Raw genomic sequence first — 23,272 nt, 5'->3', positions numbered from 1 at the left:
CATAAAAAATTTGCCATAGAGGCGCCGTGTTTGACGCCTCTATGCAGTTTGTATTCATTACTTGTCTTGGATGAGATCAAGTAAGTCGGCAATCTCTTCATCATCCCAACCGAATTCGGACAGATCACTTGTAGTTGGTGTTGCGGCCGTCTCTGTCTGACCTAGCTCGATCAATTGTCGTAGTGCGTTTACATAGTAATCCGCCAAATCTTTGACAGTTTCTTTGAGATAAATCTCTTCACTGAAGGCGATCGTTACAATCAATTGTCCCCCAACGACAGAGCTACCTAAATCTAGCAGGTGCTGACGTTCTGAGTTGCGGTTGAAGTTGTCGCCTCTCGCTTCGTTTGCAAAGCCAAACAGGGATTCTATCTCATCTACTGACTGATCAAGCTGACCGAGGTAGTTGAAGCTAATCTCTGCTTTAGGCAAAGACTGGAACGTTTCAGTCATTTCCTCGTTCAGGTAACGGAGAATTCCATAGCCGATCCCTTTGTTCGGAATGCTACGCAGCTGATCTTTGGTCGTTTGTAGCGCTTCTTTGAGCGAGGTAGTTTCCCTTGTATCCAAGAGGATGGTATACATGCTCGTGAACCACCCCAAGGTACGAGAAAGATCGACGTCATCGAAGAGCTCTTCACGTCCGTGGCCTTCCAAATGGACGAGGGAGGTTTGATTTCCGGTCCAGACGAAGATGGCTTCTGCCAATGCAGTGAGCAAGACGTCATTGATCTGCGTTTGGTAGATCGAAGGCAATTCCTGTAAGAGCACTTTGGTTTCTTCCTGCGTAAGAGCAACAGAAACCATCTTGGCAGTAAGCTCTCGGTTCTTTCCGTTCTCATAATCTTTTGGCAGAGCGTTTACTTCTGTATCGAGGCTACTTAACCAATAATCGGCTTCCTCTCGCAGGCTGTCTGATTGTGCGTACTCCGTCAACTTTTCAGCCCAATACTTGTAGGAGCTGGTTTTTGGCGGTAGTTGTACCTGCTTGCCTTGTAGCAGTTGGGTGCTGGCCTTATTCAAGTCTTCCGTGATGATGCGCCAAGACACACCATCGACTGCCAAGTGGTGAATGACGATAAGCAAGCGGCCTTCCTGTTCACTGCCCAAATCAAAATAGACGGCACGGAGCAACGGACCTTCCGAGAGATGCAGGCTTGCCTGAGTTTCCTCAGAGATTTCCCCGATTCGTTTTACTTGCTCTTCATGCGGTAAATGTCCCAATTCCTCTACGGTAAATGGAATGATATCTGTCCATTCCTCGTTGATTTGCTTCCATGTTCCATCCTGATGATAGAAACGGAGGCGGAGGGCATCATGATGTCCGAGCAAGTGATAGAAAGCTTGTCTTAAAATTTCTGGATCGATCGGTTTGACAGTTAGAAGTACAGATTGGTTCCAGTGGTTGCGATCGGCCAATTTTTGCTCGAAGAACCAGCGTTGAATCGGCAGAAGTGGCACTTCCCCGGTGACAATGCCTTGTTCGGCGAAAATGTTAACCGACTCCCCGATCGCTTGTGTCAACTCGGCAATCGACTGATTTTCGAACAAGAGCTTCGGTGACAAGCGAATTCCAGATTGGGCTGCGCGGGCCACGATCTGAATGCTCAGAATCGAATCACCACCGAGTTCGAAGAAGTTATCGTGAATTCCGACTTGCTCTACTCCTAGAACCTTTTTCCATATTTCGGCCAATACTCTCTCAACAAACGTCTCTGGAGCAACGAATTCTCCATTACTTACTTTGTACTCCGGTATAGGTAAGGCACGACGGTCTACTTTGCCATTTGGAGTGAGTGGCAGAGCATCCATGATTACGAATGCGGCTGGTACCATGTACTCCGGCAGTAATTCTTTGAGGTAGCTGTCGAAGTTGCCAGCTTGATCCGCTACACCCTCTACTAGCACGACATACGCGGCCAGTCGTTTCACACCTGGCATATCTTCACGGGCAAGGACTATCGTTTCTTTGACAGAAGGATGAGTGTACAGGGCGGTTTCAATCTCGCCCAACTCGACACGGAAACCACGGATACTCACCTGATCGTCGGCACGACCGATAAACTCGATGTTGCCGTCCGGCAGGTAGCGGACAAGGTCTCCTGTGCGGTACATTTTTGCCCCTCGAATGTGAGCGAACGGATTTTCTACAAAGCGTTCTTGTGTCAGATCAGGACGTTTTAGATACCCGCGACCCAAGCTGTTCCCTGCAATGTATAGTTCGCCTGCAACACCGATAGGCACAGGTTGCAGCTTTGCATCAAGAACGTATACTTGCACATTGTCGATTGGGCGTCCGATTGTTGGTGCAGCTATCTGACCAGCTTGTACAGGAACGATGCCTGCTGTAGCTACGACTGCATTTTCCGTTGGCCCATACTGATTTACCAATGTAAATGGCAGATGAGCCGATGGATAGTGATGAAGTTTGTCACCGCCAGTCAGCATGTAGCGCAAATCTGAATCGGTCGGCCATTCAACAGACATCAAGCTCTCTGCTAATGGCGTTGGCAGGAAGCTGATCGTGATTCCTGAGTCGACGAGCCAATCACGCAGTTTTTCCGGTACGAGACGAATCTCTTCTTGTGGCAGATACAGGGTGGCTCCTGCCGTCAGATACGGCCAGATTTCCCAGACAGCGGCGTCAAAGGCTGTTCCCGCGATTTGTGATGCCCTATCTTCTGGCGTGACGTTGTAAGCGTGCTGGTGCCAATTGATGAGATTCAATAGAGCGCGTTGCTCGATTTCCACTCCTTTTGGTGTTCCGGTAGAACCAGAGGTGTAAATGACATAAGCGAGATTGTTCGTTGTCGTGGTGATTTCGGGTGATTCTGTGCTCTCACTGGCAATCAAATCCCAATCGATATCGAGACAAATAAACGTTGCATCACCTGTTGGCAATGCTTCCAGCAAGCGTTCTTGGGTCAAGACGATCGGCATATTCGTATCATCCATCATGAAGGCAAGGCGTTCCTTTGGATAAGATGGATCCATCGGAACAAACGCACCGCCTGCTTTGAGAATCCCTAATTGGCCGATCAGCATCTCGACGGAACGTTCGACACAAATACCAACGAGAGTTTCTGACGTGACCCCCTGTTGTTGTAAGTAGTTCGCCAGTTGATTCGCTTTCGAATCCAGCTCTGCGTAGGTGAGCGAGCCTTCCTTGGAGACGACTGCCAGTTGATTCGGCATTCCCCTTGTCATTTCGGCGACTAGCTCGTGCACTGTCTTCTCATACGTGTAATTTGCAGTTGTGTTGTTCCACGCGAGTAGAAGTTGTTCACGTTCATCCGGACGAAGCAGTGGTAACGCCATGATCGATCGATCAGGTTGGGCGACTATTCCATCCAGTAGATGCTGGAAATGGTTCACCATTCGCTCCATCGTTGTTTGGTCGAACAAATCTGTATTGTAATCAAAAGTAGCGATCAGGCCGTTTGGCGTTTCTGCCATAGTCAAGCTGATGTCGTATTTGGACATCACTTCTTGGCTCTTGCTTTCAAACGGAGCAATCCGAATGCCCTCAAGTTCATGCGTCTGCATTTGGAAGTTTTGCAGAGCAAACATGACTTGGTAGAGCGGCGAATAGCTTAGGCTACGTTCCAACTCCAGCTCATCTATTAACTTTTCAAAGGGCAGGTCTTGATGGGTATATGCTTCGAGTGCAGACTCGCGCACTCTTGCAAGTAGTTCACGGAAGGTTGGAGCGCCAGACATATCAGTTCTCATCGCCAGCGTGTTGATGAAGAAGCCAATTAATGACTCCGTTTCTTGTCTATTGCGTCCAGCAACCGGACTTCCTACGATAATGTCGTCTTGACCGCTGTAGCGATGAAGCAGGATTTGGAAGGCAGCGAGCAAGGTCATAAAGAGCGTGGCGCCTTCTTGTCGGCTGAGCGTGTGTAATTTTTCCACAAGCTTCGTTGGGAAACTCGTCGTGTATAAAGCTCCATTATATGTCTGGACAGGTGGACGCGGACGATCTGTCGGTAAGGCCAATAGCGGCTCACTGCCACCGAGTTTCGCTTTCCAGTATGCGAGTTGTTGCTCCAGCGCCTCTCCTTGTAGCCATTTACGCTGCCAAGCTGCAAAGTCTGCATATTGTAGTGGCATGTCGGTGAGTTGCGGCGTTTCTTCCTTGCGAAGCGCTTCATAAATCGTAACCAGCTCTCGTATGAAAATGTTCATCGACCAGCCGTCGGATACGATATGGTGCATGTTAAGCAGGAAGACGAAATTCTCTTCGCCGATCTGAATGATCGTGGCCCGCAGTAACGGTCCTGTACGTAGGTCAAATGGCTTGGTTGCCTCTTCTCTCTCAAGGCGATCTACCTTGGCGTCGCGCTCCTCTTCTGGTAGATCACGCAAATCAATCTTGCCCAGGCTCCAGGCGATTTCTGGATGAATGACTTGTATCGCTTCCCCGTTGATGTCAGTGAAGGTTGTTCGCAAGCTCTCGTGTCGCTCGATAATCATCTGCAGACTGCGTTCCCATGCATGGATGTTGAGGTGTCCTTGCATCCGCATCGCAGACGGGATGTTGTACAAGGCGCTGTTCGGCATTAAACGATCCAAGAACCACAAGCGTTGCTGTGCAAATGAGAGCGGTAGATGCTGGTCGCGAGAAACCGGTGTGAGTGGAATGCTGGACACATTCGATTTGGCTTCTAGTAGACCGGTTACCTTTTCGCTCATTTGTGCCACGCTAGGATTTTCGAACAAGGCACGGAGTGGTACTTCCACACCAAATGTTTCTTTCAGGCGGGAAACGGTTTGGGTAGCCAAGAGCGAATGTCCACCCAGATGAAAGAAGTCATCGTGGACTCCAATTCCCTCAACAGAAAGAACCTGCGACCAAATATGGGCAACGATTTCCTCTGTCGGTGTACGCGGTGCCACATATTCTTTCTCTGTCTCCCCTTGTCCCCAATCCGGTGCTGGAAGGGCACGGCGATTTACTTTCCCGTTGACCGTGAGTGGAATCTCTGCCATCCATACATAACCTGCTGGAACCATGTATTCCGGTAGGGTCTCTTTCAAGTAGTGGATAAGCTCTGCATCTCCCGGCTGTTGTTCGTTTGCTGCAACGAGATAAGCTGCCAAACGCTTGTCTCCTTCTCGCTCCTCACGCGCGATAACGACGACATTTTGAACGGCTGGATGCTGTCTGAGTCTATTCTCGATTTCGCCCAGCTCGATTCGATAACCGCGAATTTTGACTTGGTCGTCGATTCGTCCGAGGAATTCGAGCTGTCCGTCTTCCGTATAGCGAACTAGGTCACCAGTCCGGTAGAGGCGTTCTCCTTCCTTGCCGAACGGATGATTGATAAAGCGTTCTTTCGTAAGCTCAGGACGATTCCAGTACCCTCTGGCTATTCCTTTTCCGCCGATGTACAGCTCTCCTGGTACACCTATTGCCACAGGTTGCAGATATGCATCCAGTACATACACTTCCACATTGGCGATAGGTCGGCCTATTGTTGGATTGTGGCCGGTATTCTCACAACGTGTGAGAGTAGCAGTGACGGTTGTTTCCGTTGGTCCGTAGCAGTTAAAGAACTGGCGATCCGAGGCATGACGGGCGACAAGCTCACGGCTTAACGCTTCCCCGCCGACAATCAGGGTCTTCAGGTCTGGCAAATCCGCTTGTGGCAAGGCAGATGCTACGGAGGCAGCCATTGTCACGATCGTAATGCGTTGTTCCTGCAGGACTTGGATCAACTCCGGACCAGGTAAAAGTAATTCGCGATCCTCAATGACTAGTGTGGCACCAGCGAGCAGGGTCATAGCGATCTCGGAGACAGAAACATCAAAGCTAAATGATGTGAATTGCAAAACCCGGCTGGTCGCATCGATTTGGAACGAATGGATCAGGGCATGTGTCAAATTGATCACGGAGTGGTGCTCGACCATTACTCCTTTGGGCAATCCGGTTGATCCAGAAGTATAGATTACGTAAGCGAGATGATGTTCATTGACGCTGCTATCCACGTTTGTGGTAGGCTCATCTGCCAGTTCATCGCTATCGAGGCAAATGACCTGTTTAGCAAGGACTGGTAGCATGTCTTTCAGCGATACTTGCGTCAACAAAATGTTCGCTTGCGAATCTTCGATCATGTAGGCAATGCGATCTTGCGGATGCGCCGGATCAATAGGCACATAAGCAGCCCCTGCTTTCATCACACCGAGGAAAGCGATGATCATCTCTGGAGAGCGCTCGACGCAAATGCCTACTAGCTTATCCGGTTGCAGACCCCATGCAATCAGCCTGTGTGCCAGCTGATTTGCACGTTTGTTTAGCTCAGCATAGGTCAACTCGATCTTCTTGTAGACGAGTGCAATAGCATCAGGTGTCTTTTCCACTTGTTTCTCGAATGCCTGATGGATGCAAAGCTGGGTCGGATAATCCACGCTCGTGTCATTCCATTCGACTAATACCTGCTGGAGCGCGCTTTCACTGATCATCGACACCTCTGCGAGGCACTGTTCAGGTTTTGCCATCATGGATTCGAGCAAGTACGACATCTGGTGCAGTATACGTTCGATATTTTCAGACGCGAATCGGTTTTGGTCGTATTTGATCTTAAGGATGAACTCTTTACCCGGACCGCAGACGACGGTGATTGGATAATTCGTTTGTTCCATCGTTTCTACGTCGGATAATTGCAGCTGATAATGCTCATCTTTTACCGATTCACCAATCGGGTAGTTCTCAAAGATGAAGATGCTCTCGAACAGGGCAGCATTACGCGCCATTTCACTCCAGCCTTGGATGTCAACCAACGGCGTATACTCAAACTGGCGAAGCTCTATTTGATGTTCTTGAATCTCGCGTAGCCATTCCCGCACCGATTTGTTCGCATCGATCAAAACACGAATCGGCAGGGTGTTGATGAAGAGTCCTACCATGCCCTCTACGGTAGGTAGATCAGCCGGACGACCAGAAACTGTTGCACCGAAGACGACATCATCCGTTGCGCTGTATCGGCTCAGGATGAGAGCCCATGCCCCTTGGACAAGCGTGTTCAATGTCAACTGATGTGTACGGACAAAGGCTTGCAAACGTGAAGTCATGTCAGCCGATAAGCGAATTTCTTTTTCTTCGTACACTTTCGGCATATGTTCCCGACCGCCAGAGTAGCTACTCATCGCTAATGGTGTAGACTCGTGAAAGCCTTTAAGCTGCTCGCGCCAAAAATGTTCGGCAGTTTTCAAGTCTTGGCGCTGTACCCAATCGATGTACGCAGAGAATGGTTGGACGAAGCTGTACGAAACCTCTCTATCTTCTGCTATGGACACATAAGCACTAAACCAGTCTTTTAGTACAATGGGTACGCTCCAACCATCAAGCAATACATGATGGAAGCTCCAAGTGAAGCGATAAACTCCCTCACGTAAGTGGAACAACGTCCAACGCATGAGTGGTGGAGAAGCAATCTCGAAATTTCGTCTTCGATCAGCTTCTAGATAGTGAGCCAGTTCCGTTTTTTGCTGCTCCGTCGTCAAATGACGAAGGTCGATTTTCTCTACAGATGCTTTTACTTGTTTGCGTACAATCTGATGAGCCTCTGAACCTTCCCAAACAAAGTAGGTACGTAGAATCGGATGACGATCCACTACCTTTTGCCACGCCTGTTCAAACGCATCGACGTGCAAGCCCTCCATCGTCATGGCGAAGTGAACAATATAGTCTCCTCCCTCTTGCTCGTACAGGGAGTGGAACAGCATGCCACCTTGCAATGGACTGAGTGGATAGACATTCTCGATCAAGCGATCCTGTCCCAGATGCTTATCGATTGCCCGTTGATCCATTCGCGCTAGTGGGAAGTCAGATGGCGTATAGCCGCCTGCTTCTTCGGACTGGCAGTGCGCAATGATCTCACGCAAAGCTTCCAGATAGTTGAAAGCAAGCTCTTGAATCGTGTTTTCCTCATGAATGTTTTCGCTATATATCCATGTGACATGGAGTTGTTCTCCTGTTATGACACTGTTTACATCAATCAGATGCTGGCGAATTGTGTCTTTCCCCAGATTGGCGCCTCTTGATTCTTGCGCCATACCAAATCTCGATTCGGCTTGAACGATCTGATCAAACTGCCCGAGATAGTTGAAGCTGATTTCTGGCTGCGGCTTTTCAACGAGGAGTTTTTTCAACTCCTCATCCTGACTGAGGTATCGGAAAATGCCGTAGCCGACACCTTTCTTTGGAATGCAACGAAGCTGTTCCTTGACCGCTTTCAAAGCGTCACCCCACGGTTTTGAAGGGTCAATCGAAAGCTGTACCGGGTACATGCTCGTAAACCAGCCAACCGTGCGGGATAAGTCTGCTCCTTCGATAATTTCCTCGCGTCCGTGCCCTTCCAGATGAACGGAGACTAGCTTTTCACCTGTCCAACGATTCATTGCTTTGGTTAAAGCGGTAAGCAATACATCATTGATTTGCAGGCGGTATGGTGACAGCGTATCCTGCAACAACGCGCGAGTTTCTTCAATAGAAAGCGCAAGACTGACTTGTTTCGAGGTTGCATCTGTGTTTTGGCTTGGATCGAAGGCACGGTCTATGGGAAGTGGACTGACTTCATCACTTTGGCCCAGCCAGAACGCTTTTTCCGGCTCAATCACTTCGGAATTCGCATAGGATTGCAATTGCTCTGCCCATGACTTGAATGAAGTCGTTTTCGCTGGGAATTGTACCGGTTGATCGTTTACCAGTTGCTCGTAAGCAGTTTGCAGATCCTCTAGCAAAATGCGCCAGGACACACCGTCTATCACCAGATGGTGGGCAACAATCAGCAGACGACCAGGTTGGTCCGCACCAATATGGAAGTAAACGACTTGGAAAACGGGTCCCTCACTTACATGTAGACTGGATTGCACCTCGTTTGCGATTTGCTCCAGACGATCGGCTTGTTCTTCTTCTAGAACAGCTGACAAGTCCACACTACGGAATGGAATAGTCTCAGGACGTCCTTCCATATGTTGGGTCCAGCCTTGCTCCGTATGGTTATAACGCATACGTAATGCGTCATGATGAGTGAGCAGACTCTCGACGACACGCTCTAGAACAGTCAGGTCGACGGGTTGTTGAACCGTCAAAAGCAAGGATTGGTTCCAATGATGGATCGACGGTTGTTCAGTCGTGAAGAACCACGATTGAATTGGCGTGAGCGGCACCTCTCCCGTCAAGATGCCTTGTTCTGCTTGGATTTTTACTGTTTGTATGCCGTCAGTCGCTGTCACGACATTTGCCAGTTCCGCGATGGTTTGATTTCTCAAGAGCTGTTTCGGTGTCAAACGAATTCCCGCCTGATTGGCTCGAGAAACAATTTGGATACTCAAGATGGAGTCTCCACCCACCTCGAAAAAGTTGTCATAAATACCAACAGTGTCAATTCTTAGAACATTTTTCCATATATCTGCAAGCGTAGCCTCTATAGCAGTTGTCGGAGCTGCAAAACTGCCTTCTGTTTCATTGTGTAATAAATCAGGTACAGGCAATGCTTGTCGATCTACCTTCCCGTTTGGTGTCAGTGGTAGGTTACCCATGATGACAAATGAAGCAGGCACCATATACTCAGGCAGCTTTTCCTTTAGGTAGCTACGGAAGTCACTTGCTTGAATTTCTTGTTTTTCTCCAAGTACGAGGTAGGCAGCGAGTCGTTTTACGCCCGGAATATCCTCACGTACGAGGACGATGGTTTCTTTTACCGCTGGATGAGTGTACAGAGCCGTTTCAATTTCACCCAGTTCGACCCGGAATCCACGAATGCTCACCTGATCGTCTGCACGACCAATGAAATCTATGTTTCCATCTGGCAGGTAACGAACTAGGTCTCCCGTTCGGTACATGCGCGCTCCTGGTTTTTGCGAGTATGGATTGGCTACGAACCTCTCTTTGGTTAGATCGGGGCGCTTCAGATAGCCACGTGCCAAGCTGTCTCCTGCGATATAGAGCTCTCCGGCTACACCAATCGGCACAGGTTGCAGCTTTTCATCCAGGACGTATACCTGCACATTATCTATTGGTCGTCCGATTGATGGTGCGAATACATGAGTAGCTTCTGTTGGAACGGCACCTGCTGTGGCGACAACCGCGTTTTCGGTTGGACCGTATTGGTTCACAAGAATAAACGGCATGGTTGCTGGTGGGTAATCGTGTAGCTTGTCGCCTCCTGTGAGCATATAGCGCAGCTTCGTGTTGATAGGCCATTCCAAGGTAAGCAACCTTTCCGCCAATGGCGTTGGCAAAAAGCTAATCGTGATACCCGATGCAACGAGCCAATCTCTGAGTTCCTCCGGTACCAAACGAATTTCTTCTGATGGGAGATAAAGCGTTGCTCCCTTTGTCAGGTACGGCCAGATTTCCCAAACAGATGCATCAAAGGCGGTCCCGGCGATTTGTGAAGCTCGATCATTTGAATCTACGCTGTACGACCGTTGGTGCCAGAAAATGAGATTTAACAAGGCGGCATGCTCGATCTCTACCCCTTTTGGCGTTCCAGTAGAGCCAGACGTATAGATGACATATGCCAAATTCTCTGTTGTCATTGCCATGTTTGGTGCGTTGCTGCTCTCATCCGAAATGATATTCCAATCACGATCCAAGCAGATGAATGATGCAGGTCCTTCTGGCAATCGCCCTAACAGTCGTTCTTGGGTTAATACAACTGGCATATTGGCATCTTTCATCATGAAAGCAAGACGCTCTTGTGGATACGCCGTGTCCATTGGGACATAAGCACCGCCAGCTTTGAGTATTCCCAGTTGACCGATGAGCATATCGATGGAACGTTCTACGCAGATGCCGACAAGTGTTTCGGAGGATACTCCCTGTTTTTGCAGGTAGTTCGCTACCTGATTCGCTTTGGCATCTAGTTCTGCATAGGTAATCTGCCCTTCTTCGGAAACAACTGCTAATTGATTTGGCAACTCTTGTGCAATCCGTGCAACCCTTTCATGCACGCATGTTTCACGTTCAAAAGGTACATTTGTATCATTCCATTGATGGAGAAGCCGCTCCTTTTCCATATCGCTCAGGAGAGGGATGGCTGTGACTGGTTGCATCGGATTGGCTGAAATCGCCTCTAGCAGGTTGGAGAAATGGTTCCCCATGCGCTCGATCGTTGTTGGATCAAAAAGATCGGTGTTGTACTCGAATGTTGCGATAAGTCCATCAGGTGCTTCTACGGTGGTCAAGGTGATGTCAAACTTGGCGCTTACGCCCTCCTGACCTCTGTGGAAAGGCTCGATGCGAATCTGGGACAATTCTTGTACTTCCATCGGGATGTTTTGCAATACGAACATCACTTGGAACAATGGTGAGTAGCTTAGGCTTCGTTCCAGCTCCAGTTCATCTACCAGTTTTTCAAACGGCAGGTCTTGATACGCATAAGCTTCCAGTGCGGTCTCTCGCACTTTTGCTAGCAAGTCTCGGAAGGTTGGTTCCCCAGACATATCCGTACGCATTACCAAGGTGTTAATGAAGAAACCAATAAGCGACTCCATTTCCTCTCTATTACGTCCTGCGACCGGACTTCCGACGAGGATGTCTTTTTGACCACTGTAGCGATAGAGCAGGGTCTGAAAGGCAGCTAGCAAGGTCATGAATAAGGTTGATCCCTCTTCACGACTGAGCGCTTTTAGATCGCCAAGCAGTTTTTCTGAGAGCCTAATCGTATGCATCGCCCCTTTATGGCTTTGAACGGCAGGGCGTGGACGATCTGTCGGCAATATCAGAAGTGGTTCTGCATCGCCTAATTGTTTTTTCCAGTACGCCAATTGTTGCTCCAGTACCTCTCCTTGCAACCAATTGCGTTGCCATGTGGCATAGTCTGCATATTGCAACGGCATTTCGGTAAGCTGTGGTGTTTCTCCAGCAGATAATGCTTCGTAGATGGAGACTAACTCACCCATGAATACACTCATGGACCAGCCATCCGCAATGATGTGGTGTAAATTGAGCAAAAATACATAAGCTTGTTCATCCATGCAAATCAGTTTTGCGCGCAATAACGGCCCTTGATTCAGATGAAACGATTGTTCTGCATCTTCTATGGCGAGACGCAATGCTTCCCCTTCTCGCTCCTCTTCGTTCCAGTCTCGTAAGTCGATTCGTTCCATGTTCCACTCAATCTTCGGGTGAATGACTTGAACGGCTTCCCCATTAATATCGGAGAAAGTTGTACGCAAGCTCTCATGACGTTGGATGATCTGCTTGAGACTGTGTTCCCACGCCTCGATGTCTAGCTCACCGTGCAGACGAACAGCAGATGGGATGTTGTATACGAAACTGTCTGGCAACAGTTTGTCCAAAAACCACAGACGTTGTTGTGCAAACGAGAGCGGCAAGTCTTCTTCACGCGACACTGGCACAAGCGGGATGTCAGTGAGACCAGCTTCACCTTGTAACAATGTCGTAATTATTTCACTGATCGCAGCCGTGGTCGGATAATCAAACAGCGTACGAAGCGGCATGTCTACCCCAAAGGCTTGACGCATACGGGAAATCGCCTGGGTAGCTAAGAGGGAATGTCCCCCACGCTCAAAGAAATCGTCGTGAATCCCGACTTGCTCAACGGAAAGCACCTGTGTCCAAATGTTCGCCACTATTTCTTCTGTTGGTGTGCGAGGTGCGACATACTCTTGTTGTGTGGTCAAAAGTCCCCAATCCGGTGTAGGAAGTGCCCGGTGGTCTACTTTTCCGTTGACCGTAAGCGGAATTGCCTCCATCCAAACTATGCCTGCTGGAATCATGTAATCTGGCAATGTCTCTTTCAGATAGCGAGCGAGCTCCTCTGTTTCTGGCTTCTCTTCATCCATTGCAATCAAATAAGCAGCCAAACGATTGTCTCGTACGGTAATGACAGCTTCCCGAATCGCAGCGTGCTTTCTCAATGCGTTTTCGATTTCGCCTAATTCAATACGGAAGCCGCGAATTTTCACCTGATTATCGATACGTCCGAGGAATTCGAGGTTACCGTCTTGCAGATAGCGCACCTGATCACCTGTGCGATAAAGACGTTCGCCTTCCGCTCCAAACGGATGAATGATAAAGCGTTCTGCTGTAAGCTCTGGACGATTCCAGTAACCGCGTGCCAAGCCTTTTCCACCAATGTACAGCTCACCCGGTACGCCTATAGGGACAGGCTTCAGATTGGCATCTAATACGTAGATGGTCGCATTGGCGATCGGGCGGCCAATTGGCGTGTTCGTCAGATTCGAATCCATAAGCATTAACGTGGTGCAAACGGTTGCCTCCGTTGGGCCATAGCAATTGAAAAATTGACGATGATTTGCATAGCGAGTGATGAGCTCATAGCTTGGTGCTTCGCCGCCGATCACTAATGTTTTCAGATCAGGTAGGTCGGCATCAGGTAATGCCGCAAGTACAGCAGGCACCGTCATCACAGTCGTGATTTGTTTTTCTTGCAAGACAGAGATGAGTTCAGGACCTGGCAATAGCATTTCCCGATCTTCAATGACTAAGGTCGCCCCCGAAATCAAAGCCATGACGATCTCAGCGACAGATACGTCGAAGCTAAACGAACATAACTGCAAGACGCGGCTAGACGGCTGGACTTGGAACAAGTCGATCAGGTAATGAGCCATATTCACCGCACTATGGTGTTCGACCATAACACCTTTCGGCAAGCCAGTGGAACCAGATGTGTAAATGACATAGGCAAGATTTTGTTCTGTAACCCCACTCCCCATATCGTGAACAGGTTCATTCTCGAGAGCATTACTATCAAGGCAAATTATCTGAGCCTTTGTTGAAAGTAAATGGTTTGCCAGAGATTGCTGGGTCAACACGATGTTTGCCTGCGAATCCTCGATCATGTAGGCAATACGCTCTAGCGGATGTGCAGGGTCGATTGGAACATAGGCGGCGCCTGCTTTCATTACACCGAGAATCCCAACGATCATCTCAGGAGAGCGCTCGATGCAAATACCGACGAGCGTATCTGGTTTCACGCCTTGGGCAAGGAGATGATGCGCCAATTGGTTCGCTCGCTGGTTCAGTTCTGCATATGTCAATTCCATCTCTTTGTACATGAGTCCGATGGCATCTGGCGTCTTTTTTACTTGGTGTTCAAATGCTTGATGAATGCAAAGCCCGGTTGGATAATCCACCTTCGTTTCGTTCCACTCGACCAAAACCTGCTCTTGTTCCATTTCGCTGATCATGCGCACATCAGCCAGAGTTTGATCAGGATTTGCTGTCATCGATTGGAGCAGAAGAGTCATTTGCTCTAGGACACGTTCGATACGTACATGATCGAATCGGTTTTGATCAAAAACAATTTTGAGGACAAATTCTTTGCCAGGGCCACATACTACGGTAAGTGGATAGTTTGTTTGCTCCGCAGAGTCTACATCAGAAATCTGAATACTGCTGTCCGCTTCTTTCACAGACTCGTCGATCGGGTAGTTCTCAAAGATAAAAATACTTTCGAACAGAGAGGTGTTGCGCTCGAATTCGCTCCAGCTCTGGATGTCAACCAGCGGCGTGTACTCATATTGGCGAATCTCCAATTGCATTTCTTGCAATTCGCGCAGCCATACCCGAACGGTTTTGCTTGGATCGATTGTGATTCGAACTGGAAGCGTATTGATGAACAGACCAACCATATTTTCTACGCCATGCAAATCGGCTGGACGTCCTGAACCAGTTGCCCCGAATACGACATCTGCTTCACCACTGTATGCTCCGAGAATCAATCCCCACGCACTTTGTATGAAGGTATTCAGCGTTACCTGATGCTGACGGGCAAATGATTGCAGCTGTTCGGTAAACTCGGCTGAGAATCGGATAATGAACTCGTCGTAGGTTTTTGGTTCTCCAATCGATTGGAGAGCTTGTCCGAGATTGATTTGTGTCGGCCCGTATATCCCTTTCAAATGGTTGCGCCAAAAGCGTTCCGCGGCTTGCAAGTCTTGACGCTGAAGCCACGCAACATACTGGGAAAAAGGCTGTACAGCCCCAAGCTGAACGTCTCTTCCATCTGCCAGCGCTAGATAAGCGGCAAACCAGTCTTTCAGGACGAGCGGCAAACTCCAACCGTCCAGTAAAACGTGGTGGAAGCTCCAGATAAAGCGATACGCTTCGTTGCTAATCCTGAACAAAGTCAAACGCATGAGAGGTGGTTCTGTAATCGAGAAGTTCCGCTTGCGATCCTCTTCCAAAAATGCGTCTAGCGCTGTTTTCTGCCTATCTGTCGGTAAATGTCGCAGATCTCTTTCATCAACTGTCACTCGTACGTGCTTGCGGACAATTTGATGCGGATTGACTACTCCATCCCAGATAAAGGAGGTACGCAGAATGGAATGACGATCGATAACTTTTTGCCATGCTTGTTGGAGTGCATCGACGTGCAAATGATGGATCGTCATGGAGAATTGAACCACATAGTCTCCGCCCTCTTGTTCGTACAGGGAATGGAAAAGCATGCCTTCCTGCAACGGCGTCAGTGGGTATATGTTCTCGATGGAGTGATCTCTACCCACATACGTGTCGATTGTACGCTGATCCAGACGAGATAACGGGAAGTCAGAAGGAGTATAGCCTCCTGCTTCTTCGGAGCGGCAATGTGCCATAATCTCACGCAAGGCGTCCATATAATCATGAGCAACTGCTTCCACCGTATTTTTCTCGTGGATGTTTTCGTTGTAGAACCAAGTGACATGCAGTTGTTCTCCGGAAATGACGCTGTTTACATCGATTAAATGCTCGCGAATGGAATCAGGTGCAAGATTCGAGCCTCTCGATTCAGCCGCCATGCCAAATTTGGCATTTGACGAGACGACTTGATCAAACTGGCCGAGGTAGTTGAAGCTGATCTCTGGCTTCATTCGAGACTTCAACTGCTCTTTCAGTTCGTCATCCTGACGTAAGTAGTGCAGGATACCATAGCCAACTCCATTTTGCGGAATGGCTCGAAGCTGTTCTTTGACCGCTTTCAGTAGTTCACTCCACGTTTTTGTCTGGTCAAGTGTAAGTTGTACAGGATACATACTCGTAAACCAGCCAACTGTGCGGGATAAATCTGCTCCTTCCAAAATATCTTCGCGTCCATGCCCCTCGAGATGGAAAGATAACGTCTGTTTCCCTGTCCAGCGGTGCATTGCTTTTGTTAAGGCAGCGAGTAAGACATCGTTTATTTTCAGGCGGTAAGGAGAAAGTGTTTCCTGCAACAGAGCACGGGTTTCTTCTGCATCTAAAGAGAACGTTACTTGTTTGGTTGTCGCTTCCGTGTTCTGACTCGGTTCATAAAGGTGATCAATCGGGATCGGACTCGCCTCTTGATCTTGTTTGAGCCAGTACTCGTTTTCTTGCTGGATGGCTTCTGAATTGGCATACGCGACTAATTGTTCAGCCCACATCTTGAACGAAGTTGTCTTTGCTGGCATTTGCACGTCTTGACCACTCGCTATTTGATCATAGGTATGCTGCAGATCCTCAAGCAAAATTCGCCATGATACACCGTCAACAACTAAATGGTGAATAACGAGCAACAGTCGGCCAGCTTGCTCTTGGCCCATGTTGAAGTACACAGCCTGTAAGATGGGACCTTCCGTGATATTTAGGCTCGCTTGTACTTCTTGTGAAATTTCCTCCAGCCTAGACTCCTGTTCCTGTTTAGGGAGATGAGAAAGATCCACGCTACGGAATGGAACATTCTCTTCTAGACCTTCCATCTTTTGTGTCCACATGCCGTCATGGTGTGAAAAACGCATACGCAACGCATCATGATGGGCCAGTAGGCTCTCGATTGTTTGCTCCAGGACAACAAGGTCAACTGGTTGCTGAACAGTCAGAAGTACCGACTGATTCCAATGGTGCAGCGACGGTTGATTGGAGTCAAAGAACCAATTTTGGATGGGAGTGAGCGGTACATTTCCAGTAACAGCGCCCTGTTCATTTTTCCATTTTGTATCTGTTGCTTGGCTCAAATCAGTAATAACGCGTAGCAATTCTGCAATAGTTTGATTTTCAAAAAGTTGCTTGGGTGTGAAACGAATTCCGGAATGATTGGCTCTTGCGACGATCTGGATACTGAGAATAGAGTCGCCACCCAATTCGAAAAAGTTGTCGTATATGCCGATGCTCGCAACACCCAGCACACTTTTCCAGATTTCCGCCAATTTCATTTCCAGATCCGTTGCAGGTCCTACAAAACCGCTATCCGCCTCATTTCGGGAATAGTCTGGGATTGGAAGCGCCCGGCGATCCACTTTACCGTTTGGTGTCAGCGGGAAGCTGTCCATATTCACAAACGCGGATGGGATCATGTACTCAGGCAACTTATCCTTGAGATAGGATCGCATCTCGATGTGAGTAACCTCTTTTTCATTTGCAAAAACGAGGTAGGCAGCTAAGCGCTTGTCCCCAGGAGTTTCCTCTCTCACCATGAGTACGGTTTCTTTTACAGCCGGGTGGCTCTGCAATACGGTCTCGATTTCGCCTAGCTCAATGCGGAAGCCGCGAATTTTTACTTGGTTGTCAATACGCCCGATAAACTCAATCGTGCCATCAGGTAGATAACGAACCAAGTCACCAGTGCGGTACAGGCGAGAACTTCCTTGTGGATCAAACGGATTCTCCACAAAACGCTCTGCGGTTAACTCCGGATTGTTCAAATAGCCAAGAGCGAGGCCATCTCCACCTATATATAATTCGCCTGCCGCACCCAGAGGAACAGGCTGTTGATGTTTGTCTAATACGTACACGGTGGTATTGCTGATCGGTCGGCCGATCGGGAAGGAGTTGACGTCTTCTGGAAGCTCCGTGACGGGATTGCAGCAAGTAAACGTCGTGTTTTCCGTCGGGCCATACCCGTTTATCACCGTGATACCGCCAAGTGAAAGCACCTTTCGTACATGAGATGCGGAGACAACATCTCCACCAACAAGTAGTTGGCGCACGCCGTTCAAGTACTCCACCTTATGGTCAACCATGACCGTGAACAGACCAGCCGTCAGCCAAAGTGTCGTCACCTTGTGATTCTCAATCATCTCTCCCAGTTCATCGAGTGAAAGCTGATGTGGCGGCATCAACACTAGCTTCGCTCCGTTTAACAACGCCCCCCAAATTTCAAAGGTAGCAGCATCAAACGATACGGTAGAGGCTTGCAGGAACACATCCTCTTCCGTAATGGTCACGTAGTTCGTGTTTTTAATCAGGCGAACAATCCCGCGATGGACCACCAGCACTCCTTTTGGTGTACCAGTTGAACCCGATGTGTAAATGACGTAAGCGAGGCTGTCGGCTGTCATATCTACTTGGGGAGTAAGTGTGCTTTCATCTGCCCATTGTTCCCCAGCATGGTCGAGATTGAGAATGGTAAGCTCTGATCCTTGCCACTTGTCAGCCAAATGCTCCTGTGTCAATAGAACGGAAATCTGGGCATCTGCCAGCATGAAAGCCAGACGTTCTTCTGGATACGCAGGGTCGAGTGGCACATACGCTCCACCTGCTTTAAGAATCCCGAGCATACCTACGAACATATCTAACGAACGCTCTACGCAAAGTCCGACAAAAGTACCTGATTGTACTCCTTGCTTCTGCAAGTAGTGGGCAAGCTGATTGGCTTTTGCCTCCAGCTCTCCGTAGGTCAACTGCTCTTCCCCCGCAACGATGGCAATACGATCTGGGTATTGGGCCGCTGTTTCGGCAAACAGTTGTGGAACGGTTTTATCCCGAGGGTAATCGCTCGCTGTGTTGTTAAGCTCTACCACCTGTTTATTTCGCTCGCTCTCCCTTAGAAGATCAAGTTTTTCAATCGACTCCTCTGGTTGGGAGATGATAGCCTCAAGCAGATTTTTCAAATGTCCAGTCATTCGCTCTATCGTCGATCTGTCGAACAAATCTGTACTGTACTCAAAGGAAGCCACGAGTCCGTCTGGCTGCTCTCTCATTGTCAATGTGAGATCAAACTTAGAAGTCGTCAAATGTCGCTCAGAATCCAATGGTGTAAGCTTAATGCCGGACGTTACTGCATCCTCCAGCGGGAAGTTTTGCAGGACAAACATGACCTGAAACAACTGCGAGTAGCTGAGGCTACGCTCTAGCTGTAGCTCATCGACCAATTTTTCAAAAGGTAAATCTTGATATGCATATGCCTCCAACGCTGTTTCGCGAACGCGTGCCAGTAATTCTGTAAAGGTTACATCTCCTGATACGTTGGTTCGGAGTGCCAAGGTGTTGACGAAGAATCCAATCAAATTCTCGGTTTCTTGTCGATTGCGTCCAGCTACCGGACTTCCCACAACAATGTCTTCTTGACCACTATAGCGGTATAGAAGGGTTTGGAATGCAGCCAGTAATGTCATAAACAAGGTAGAATTGGACTCCTGGCTAAGTACTTTCAATTTGGCGAGCAAGTCCGCGGAAAAGGTCTTGGTGTAAATGGCTCCTTGATAGGATTGCACAGCAGGGCGCGAACGGTCAGTCGGCAGTGCTAGAAGCGGTTCAGCTCCACGCAGTTTTTCTTTCCAATACGTAACCTGCTGCTCTAAGATTTCGCCATCCAGCCACTCACGCTGCCATGTGGCAAAATCCGCATATTGAATCGGCAGCTCTGCTAGCTCTAGTGTTTCTTGTTTACGGAAGGCTTCATAATTGGCAAGCAATTCGCGATAGAATATGCCCATCGACCAACCGTCAGAGATGATGTGATGCATGTTGATCAAGAAGACATATGCGTGATCATCTGTTTGGATCATCGTGGCGCGTATCAACGGTCCTTGTCCAAGGGCAAAAGCTCGGGCAGTTTCGGCTTCAGCCAATTGCTCTATCTTTTGCTCTTTCTTTTCAGCTGATAGGTCGCGTAAGTCCAGAATGTCCATTTTCCAGTCCATATGCGGATGAATCACTTGTATGGATTGTCCGTCTATTTCGTGGAACGTGGTACGCAAGCTTTCGTGACGCAAAATGATTGCCTGTAAACTCTTCTCCCATGCCACTACGTCGAGTTCGCCTTGCAAGCGAAGGGCAGATGGGATGTTGTACATCGGACTTTCTGGCATGAATTGATCAAAGAACCACAATCGCTGTTGGGCAAAAGACAACGGCAGATTACTCTGTCTTGACACAGGCTGAATCGATCCACCAATTGCTTCTTTCTCTCCCAAATGAAGTGCTGCTCCCTGTTCACTCCATGCTGCAATGGTCGGATGTTCAAAAATGGAGCGCACCGTTTGCTCTATTCCAAACGCCTCTCTCAGGCGTGAAATGACTCGTGTCGCCAAAAGTGAATGTCCACCAAGCTCGAAAAAGTTATCATGAATCCCCACTTTTTCGACTCCAAGCACCTGCGACCATATGTTGGCAATCAACTCTTCTACCTGATTTCGCGGCTCCATGTAGCCTTTGGCGGAAGCTGGATTTGTCCATTCCGGTTCCGGCAGTTGTTTGCGGTCGATTTTACCATTTGCCGTCAAAGGCATCGCATCAAGGAAAATATAAAATGAAGGCCTCATGAATTCTGGTAACTTCGTTTTTGTCCATGCACGCAAATCAGAAGTTTCGAGAGTGATGTCTCCTGAGACGGTAAGATACGCAGTTAAATGCTTCTCGCCCGGCGTAATCTCACGGACCATGACCACAACTTCGTTCACAGACGGATGCAAGCTGAGTGCTGCTTCCACCTCACCTAATTCGATGCGGAAGCCGCGAATTTTTACCTGATTGTCGATACGACCGATAAACTCAATCGTGTCATCAGGCAAAAAACGAACCAAGTCACCAGTACGGTACAGGCGAGAATCTCCTTGTGGGTCAAACGGATTCTCCACAAAACGCTCTGCGGTTAACTCCGGATTGTTCAAATAGCCAAGAGCGAGGCCATCTCCGCCTATATATAATTCGCCTGCCACACCCAGAGGAACAGGCTGTTGATGTTTGTCCAATACGTACACCGTGGTATTGCTGATCGGTCGGCCGATTGGGAAGGAGTTGACGCCTTCTGGAAGCTCCGTGACGGGATTGCAGCAAGTAAAAGTCGTGTTTTCCGTCGGGCCATAGCCGTTAATCACCGTGATACCGTCAAGCGAAAGTACCTTTCGTACATGGGATACAGAGACTACATCCCCACCGACAAGTAGTTGGCGCACGCCGCGCAAGTACTCTACCTTGTGGTCAACCATGACCGTGAACAGACCAGCCGTCAGCCAAAGTGTCGTCACCTTGTGACTCTGAATCGTCTCTCCCACTTCATCGAGTGAAGGCTGATGTGGTGGCATCAACACCAGCTTCGCTCCGTTTAACAACGCCCCCCAAATTTCAAAGGTAGCCGCATCGAACGATACAGTAGAGGCTTGCAGGAACACGTCCTCTTCTGTAATGGTTACGTAGTTCGTGTTTTTGATCAGGCGAACAATCCCGCGATGGACGACCAGCACTCCTTTTGGTGTCCCTGTTGAACCCGATGTGTAAATGACGTAGGCGAGGTTGTCGGCTGTCATATCTACCAGGGGAGCAAGTGTGCTCTCTTCTGCCCAATTTTCCCTAGCATGGTCGAGATTGAGAATGGTAAGCTCTTGTCCTTGCCACTTTTCAGACAAATGCTCCTGTGTCAATAAAATGGAAATCTGGGCATCTGCCAGCATGAAAGCAAGGCGCTCTTGCGGATACGCAGGGTCGAGTGGCACATACGCTCCACCTGCTTTAAGAATCCCGAGCATACCAACGAGCATATCTAATGAGCGCTCTACGCAAAGCCCGACAAAAGCACCTGTTTCTACTCCTTGCTTTTGCAAGTAGTTGGCAAGCTGGTTGGCTTTTGCCTCCAGCTCGGCGTAGGTCAACTGTTCTTCCCCCGCAACGACGGCGATACGATCTGGGTATTGGGCCGCTGTTTCGGCAAACAGGTGTGGAACGGTTTTATCCCGAGGGTAGTCGCTCGTAGTATCGTTTAGCCCGACTAGTAGATGTTGTCTTTCTTCTTGACTGAGAAAAGAGATAGAGGACAGACGTTGTTTCGGATTCTCGACGATGGCCACTAGAATGGATGCCATTTGGTCAAGTGTCCGTTCGATTGCCGCCTGCTCAAAGCGGTCTGTCCTGTATATCATTTTGATGCTAAACTGTTCGCCCGGAATCCCGACAATCGTGAGCGGATTATCTACTTCTTGGAAGTGCTGTACATGAGAGATGGAAAAACCGAATTCCTTCTCTTCCCCTTCTCCCAGCGGATAGTTCTCAAATACGAAAATACTTTCAAACAGTGGTAGTCCACGCGGTACATCCGTCCAGCCCTGGATATCCACCAATGGCGAGTATTCGTATTGTCGGACTCTAGATTGCTGATCCTGTAACTCTTTGAACCACTGATCCAACGTTTGCTCAGGCTCGACTTTCGTTTTCATCGGCAACGTGTTAATAAACATTCCAACCATCTGCTCTACACCTGGCAGATCGCTCGGGCGCCCGGAACCGGTTACGCCGTATACCACGCTTTCTTCTCCGCTCAAACGGCTGAGGAGAATGGCCCATGCCCCTTGCACGATAGTGTTGATCGTAACCTTATAAGTTCGAGCTAATTTTAAGAGTGCTTTCGAGACCTCATCAGTCAAGGTTCGAGTTGATTCATGAATCCCTTTTTCCTCTTCTGAACCTCTCAAGTGATAAGATTCAAAGGGAAGAGGTGTGGGACTCTCGACGGATGCTAGGAACTCGCGCCAGAACTTTTCAGACTCCGTGTTGTCCTGACGGCGAAGCCAGGAGATATAATCTTTGAATGGCTTTGGCTGTGGAAGTCTCAAGTCCTTGCCTTGGCAGTACGCCTCATAGAAATCGAGTACTTCCTGAAAAAGAATGGGGCTGCTCCATCCGTCCAAGAGCAAATGGTGAAAGGTCCAGATGAACTGGTGCACATCTTTGGCCTTTTTGATGACAGACACTCGCATGAGGGGGGCTTCGCTCAAGTCGAAGCCCGCCTCTTTTTCTTTTTGCAAAAACGATGTCAGCATGGTTTCCTGCTCTTCATCGGTGTGATGTGACCAGTCTTCCTGTCGTATGGAAAAAGGAACACTCTCGAAGACCACCTGAAGCGGCTTCTCTACTTCTTCCCAAAGGAATCCAGTTCGCAAAATGGAATGTCTTTGAACCACTTTGTTCCAGGCTTTTTCAAAGTTGACGATGTCAAGCTCGCCTGTAAGAATGGCAATGTTCTGCACCATATAGGCTGAACCCTCAGAGTACAGCGAATGGAACAACATCCCTTCTTGCAGCGGGGATAAGGTGTATAGATCAGTAAAATCCCCCATT

The 23,272-nt window shown here is 48.7% G+C and carries 1 protein-coding gene; it reads right to left on the bottom strand.

Going from position 1 to position 23,272, the window contains the following annotated elements:
* Positions 1–57 precede the first annotated feature (57 nt).
* Complete coding sequence (gene lgrC / locus PMI05_RS31705; protein ID WP_007729123.1) at positions 58–23,271, bottom strand: linear gramicidin non-ribosomal peptide synthetase LgrC; 23,214 nt, start codon at positions 23,269–23,271, stop codon at positions 58–60.
* Position 23,272 lies beyond the last annotated feature (1 nt).

It is taken from the genome of Brevibacillus sp. BC25 (assembly GCF_000282075.1).
Taxonomy (GTDB): domain Bacteria; phylum Bacillota; class Bacilli; order Brevibacillales; family Brevibacillaceae; genus Brevibacillus.
This window is presented reverse-complemented; position numbering and strand designations above follow the sequence as displayed.

Bases quoted from the DNA above. Each gene is read 5' to 3' on its own strand.
- lgrC (WP_007729123.1), bottom strand. From the start codon at position 23,271: ATGGGGGATTTTACTGATCTATACACCTTATCCCCGCTGCAAGAAGGG.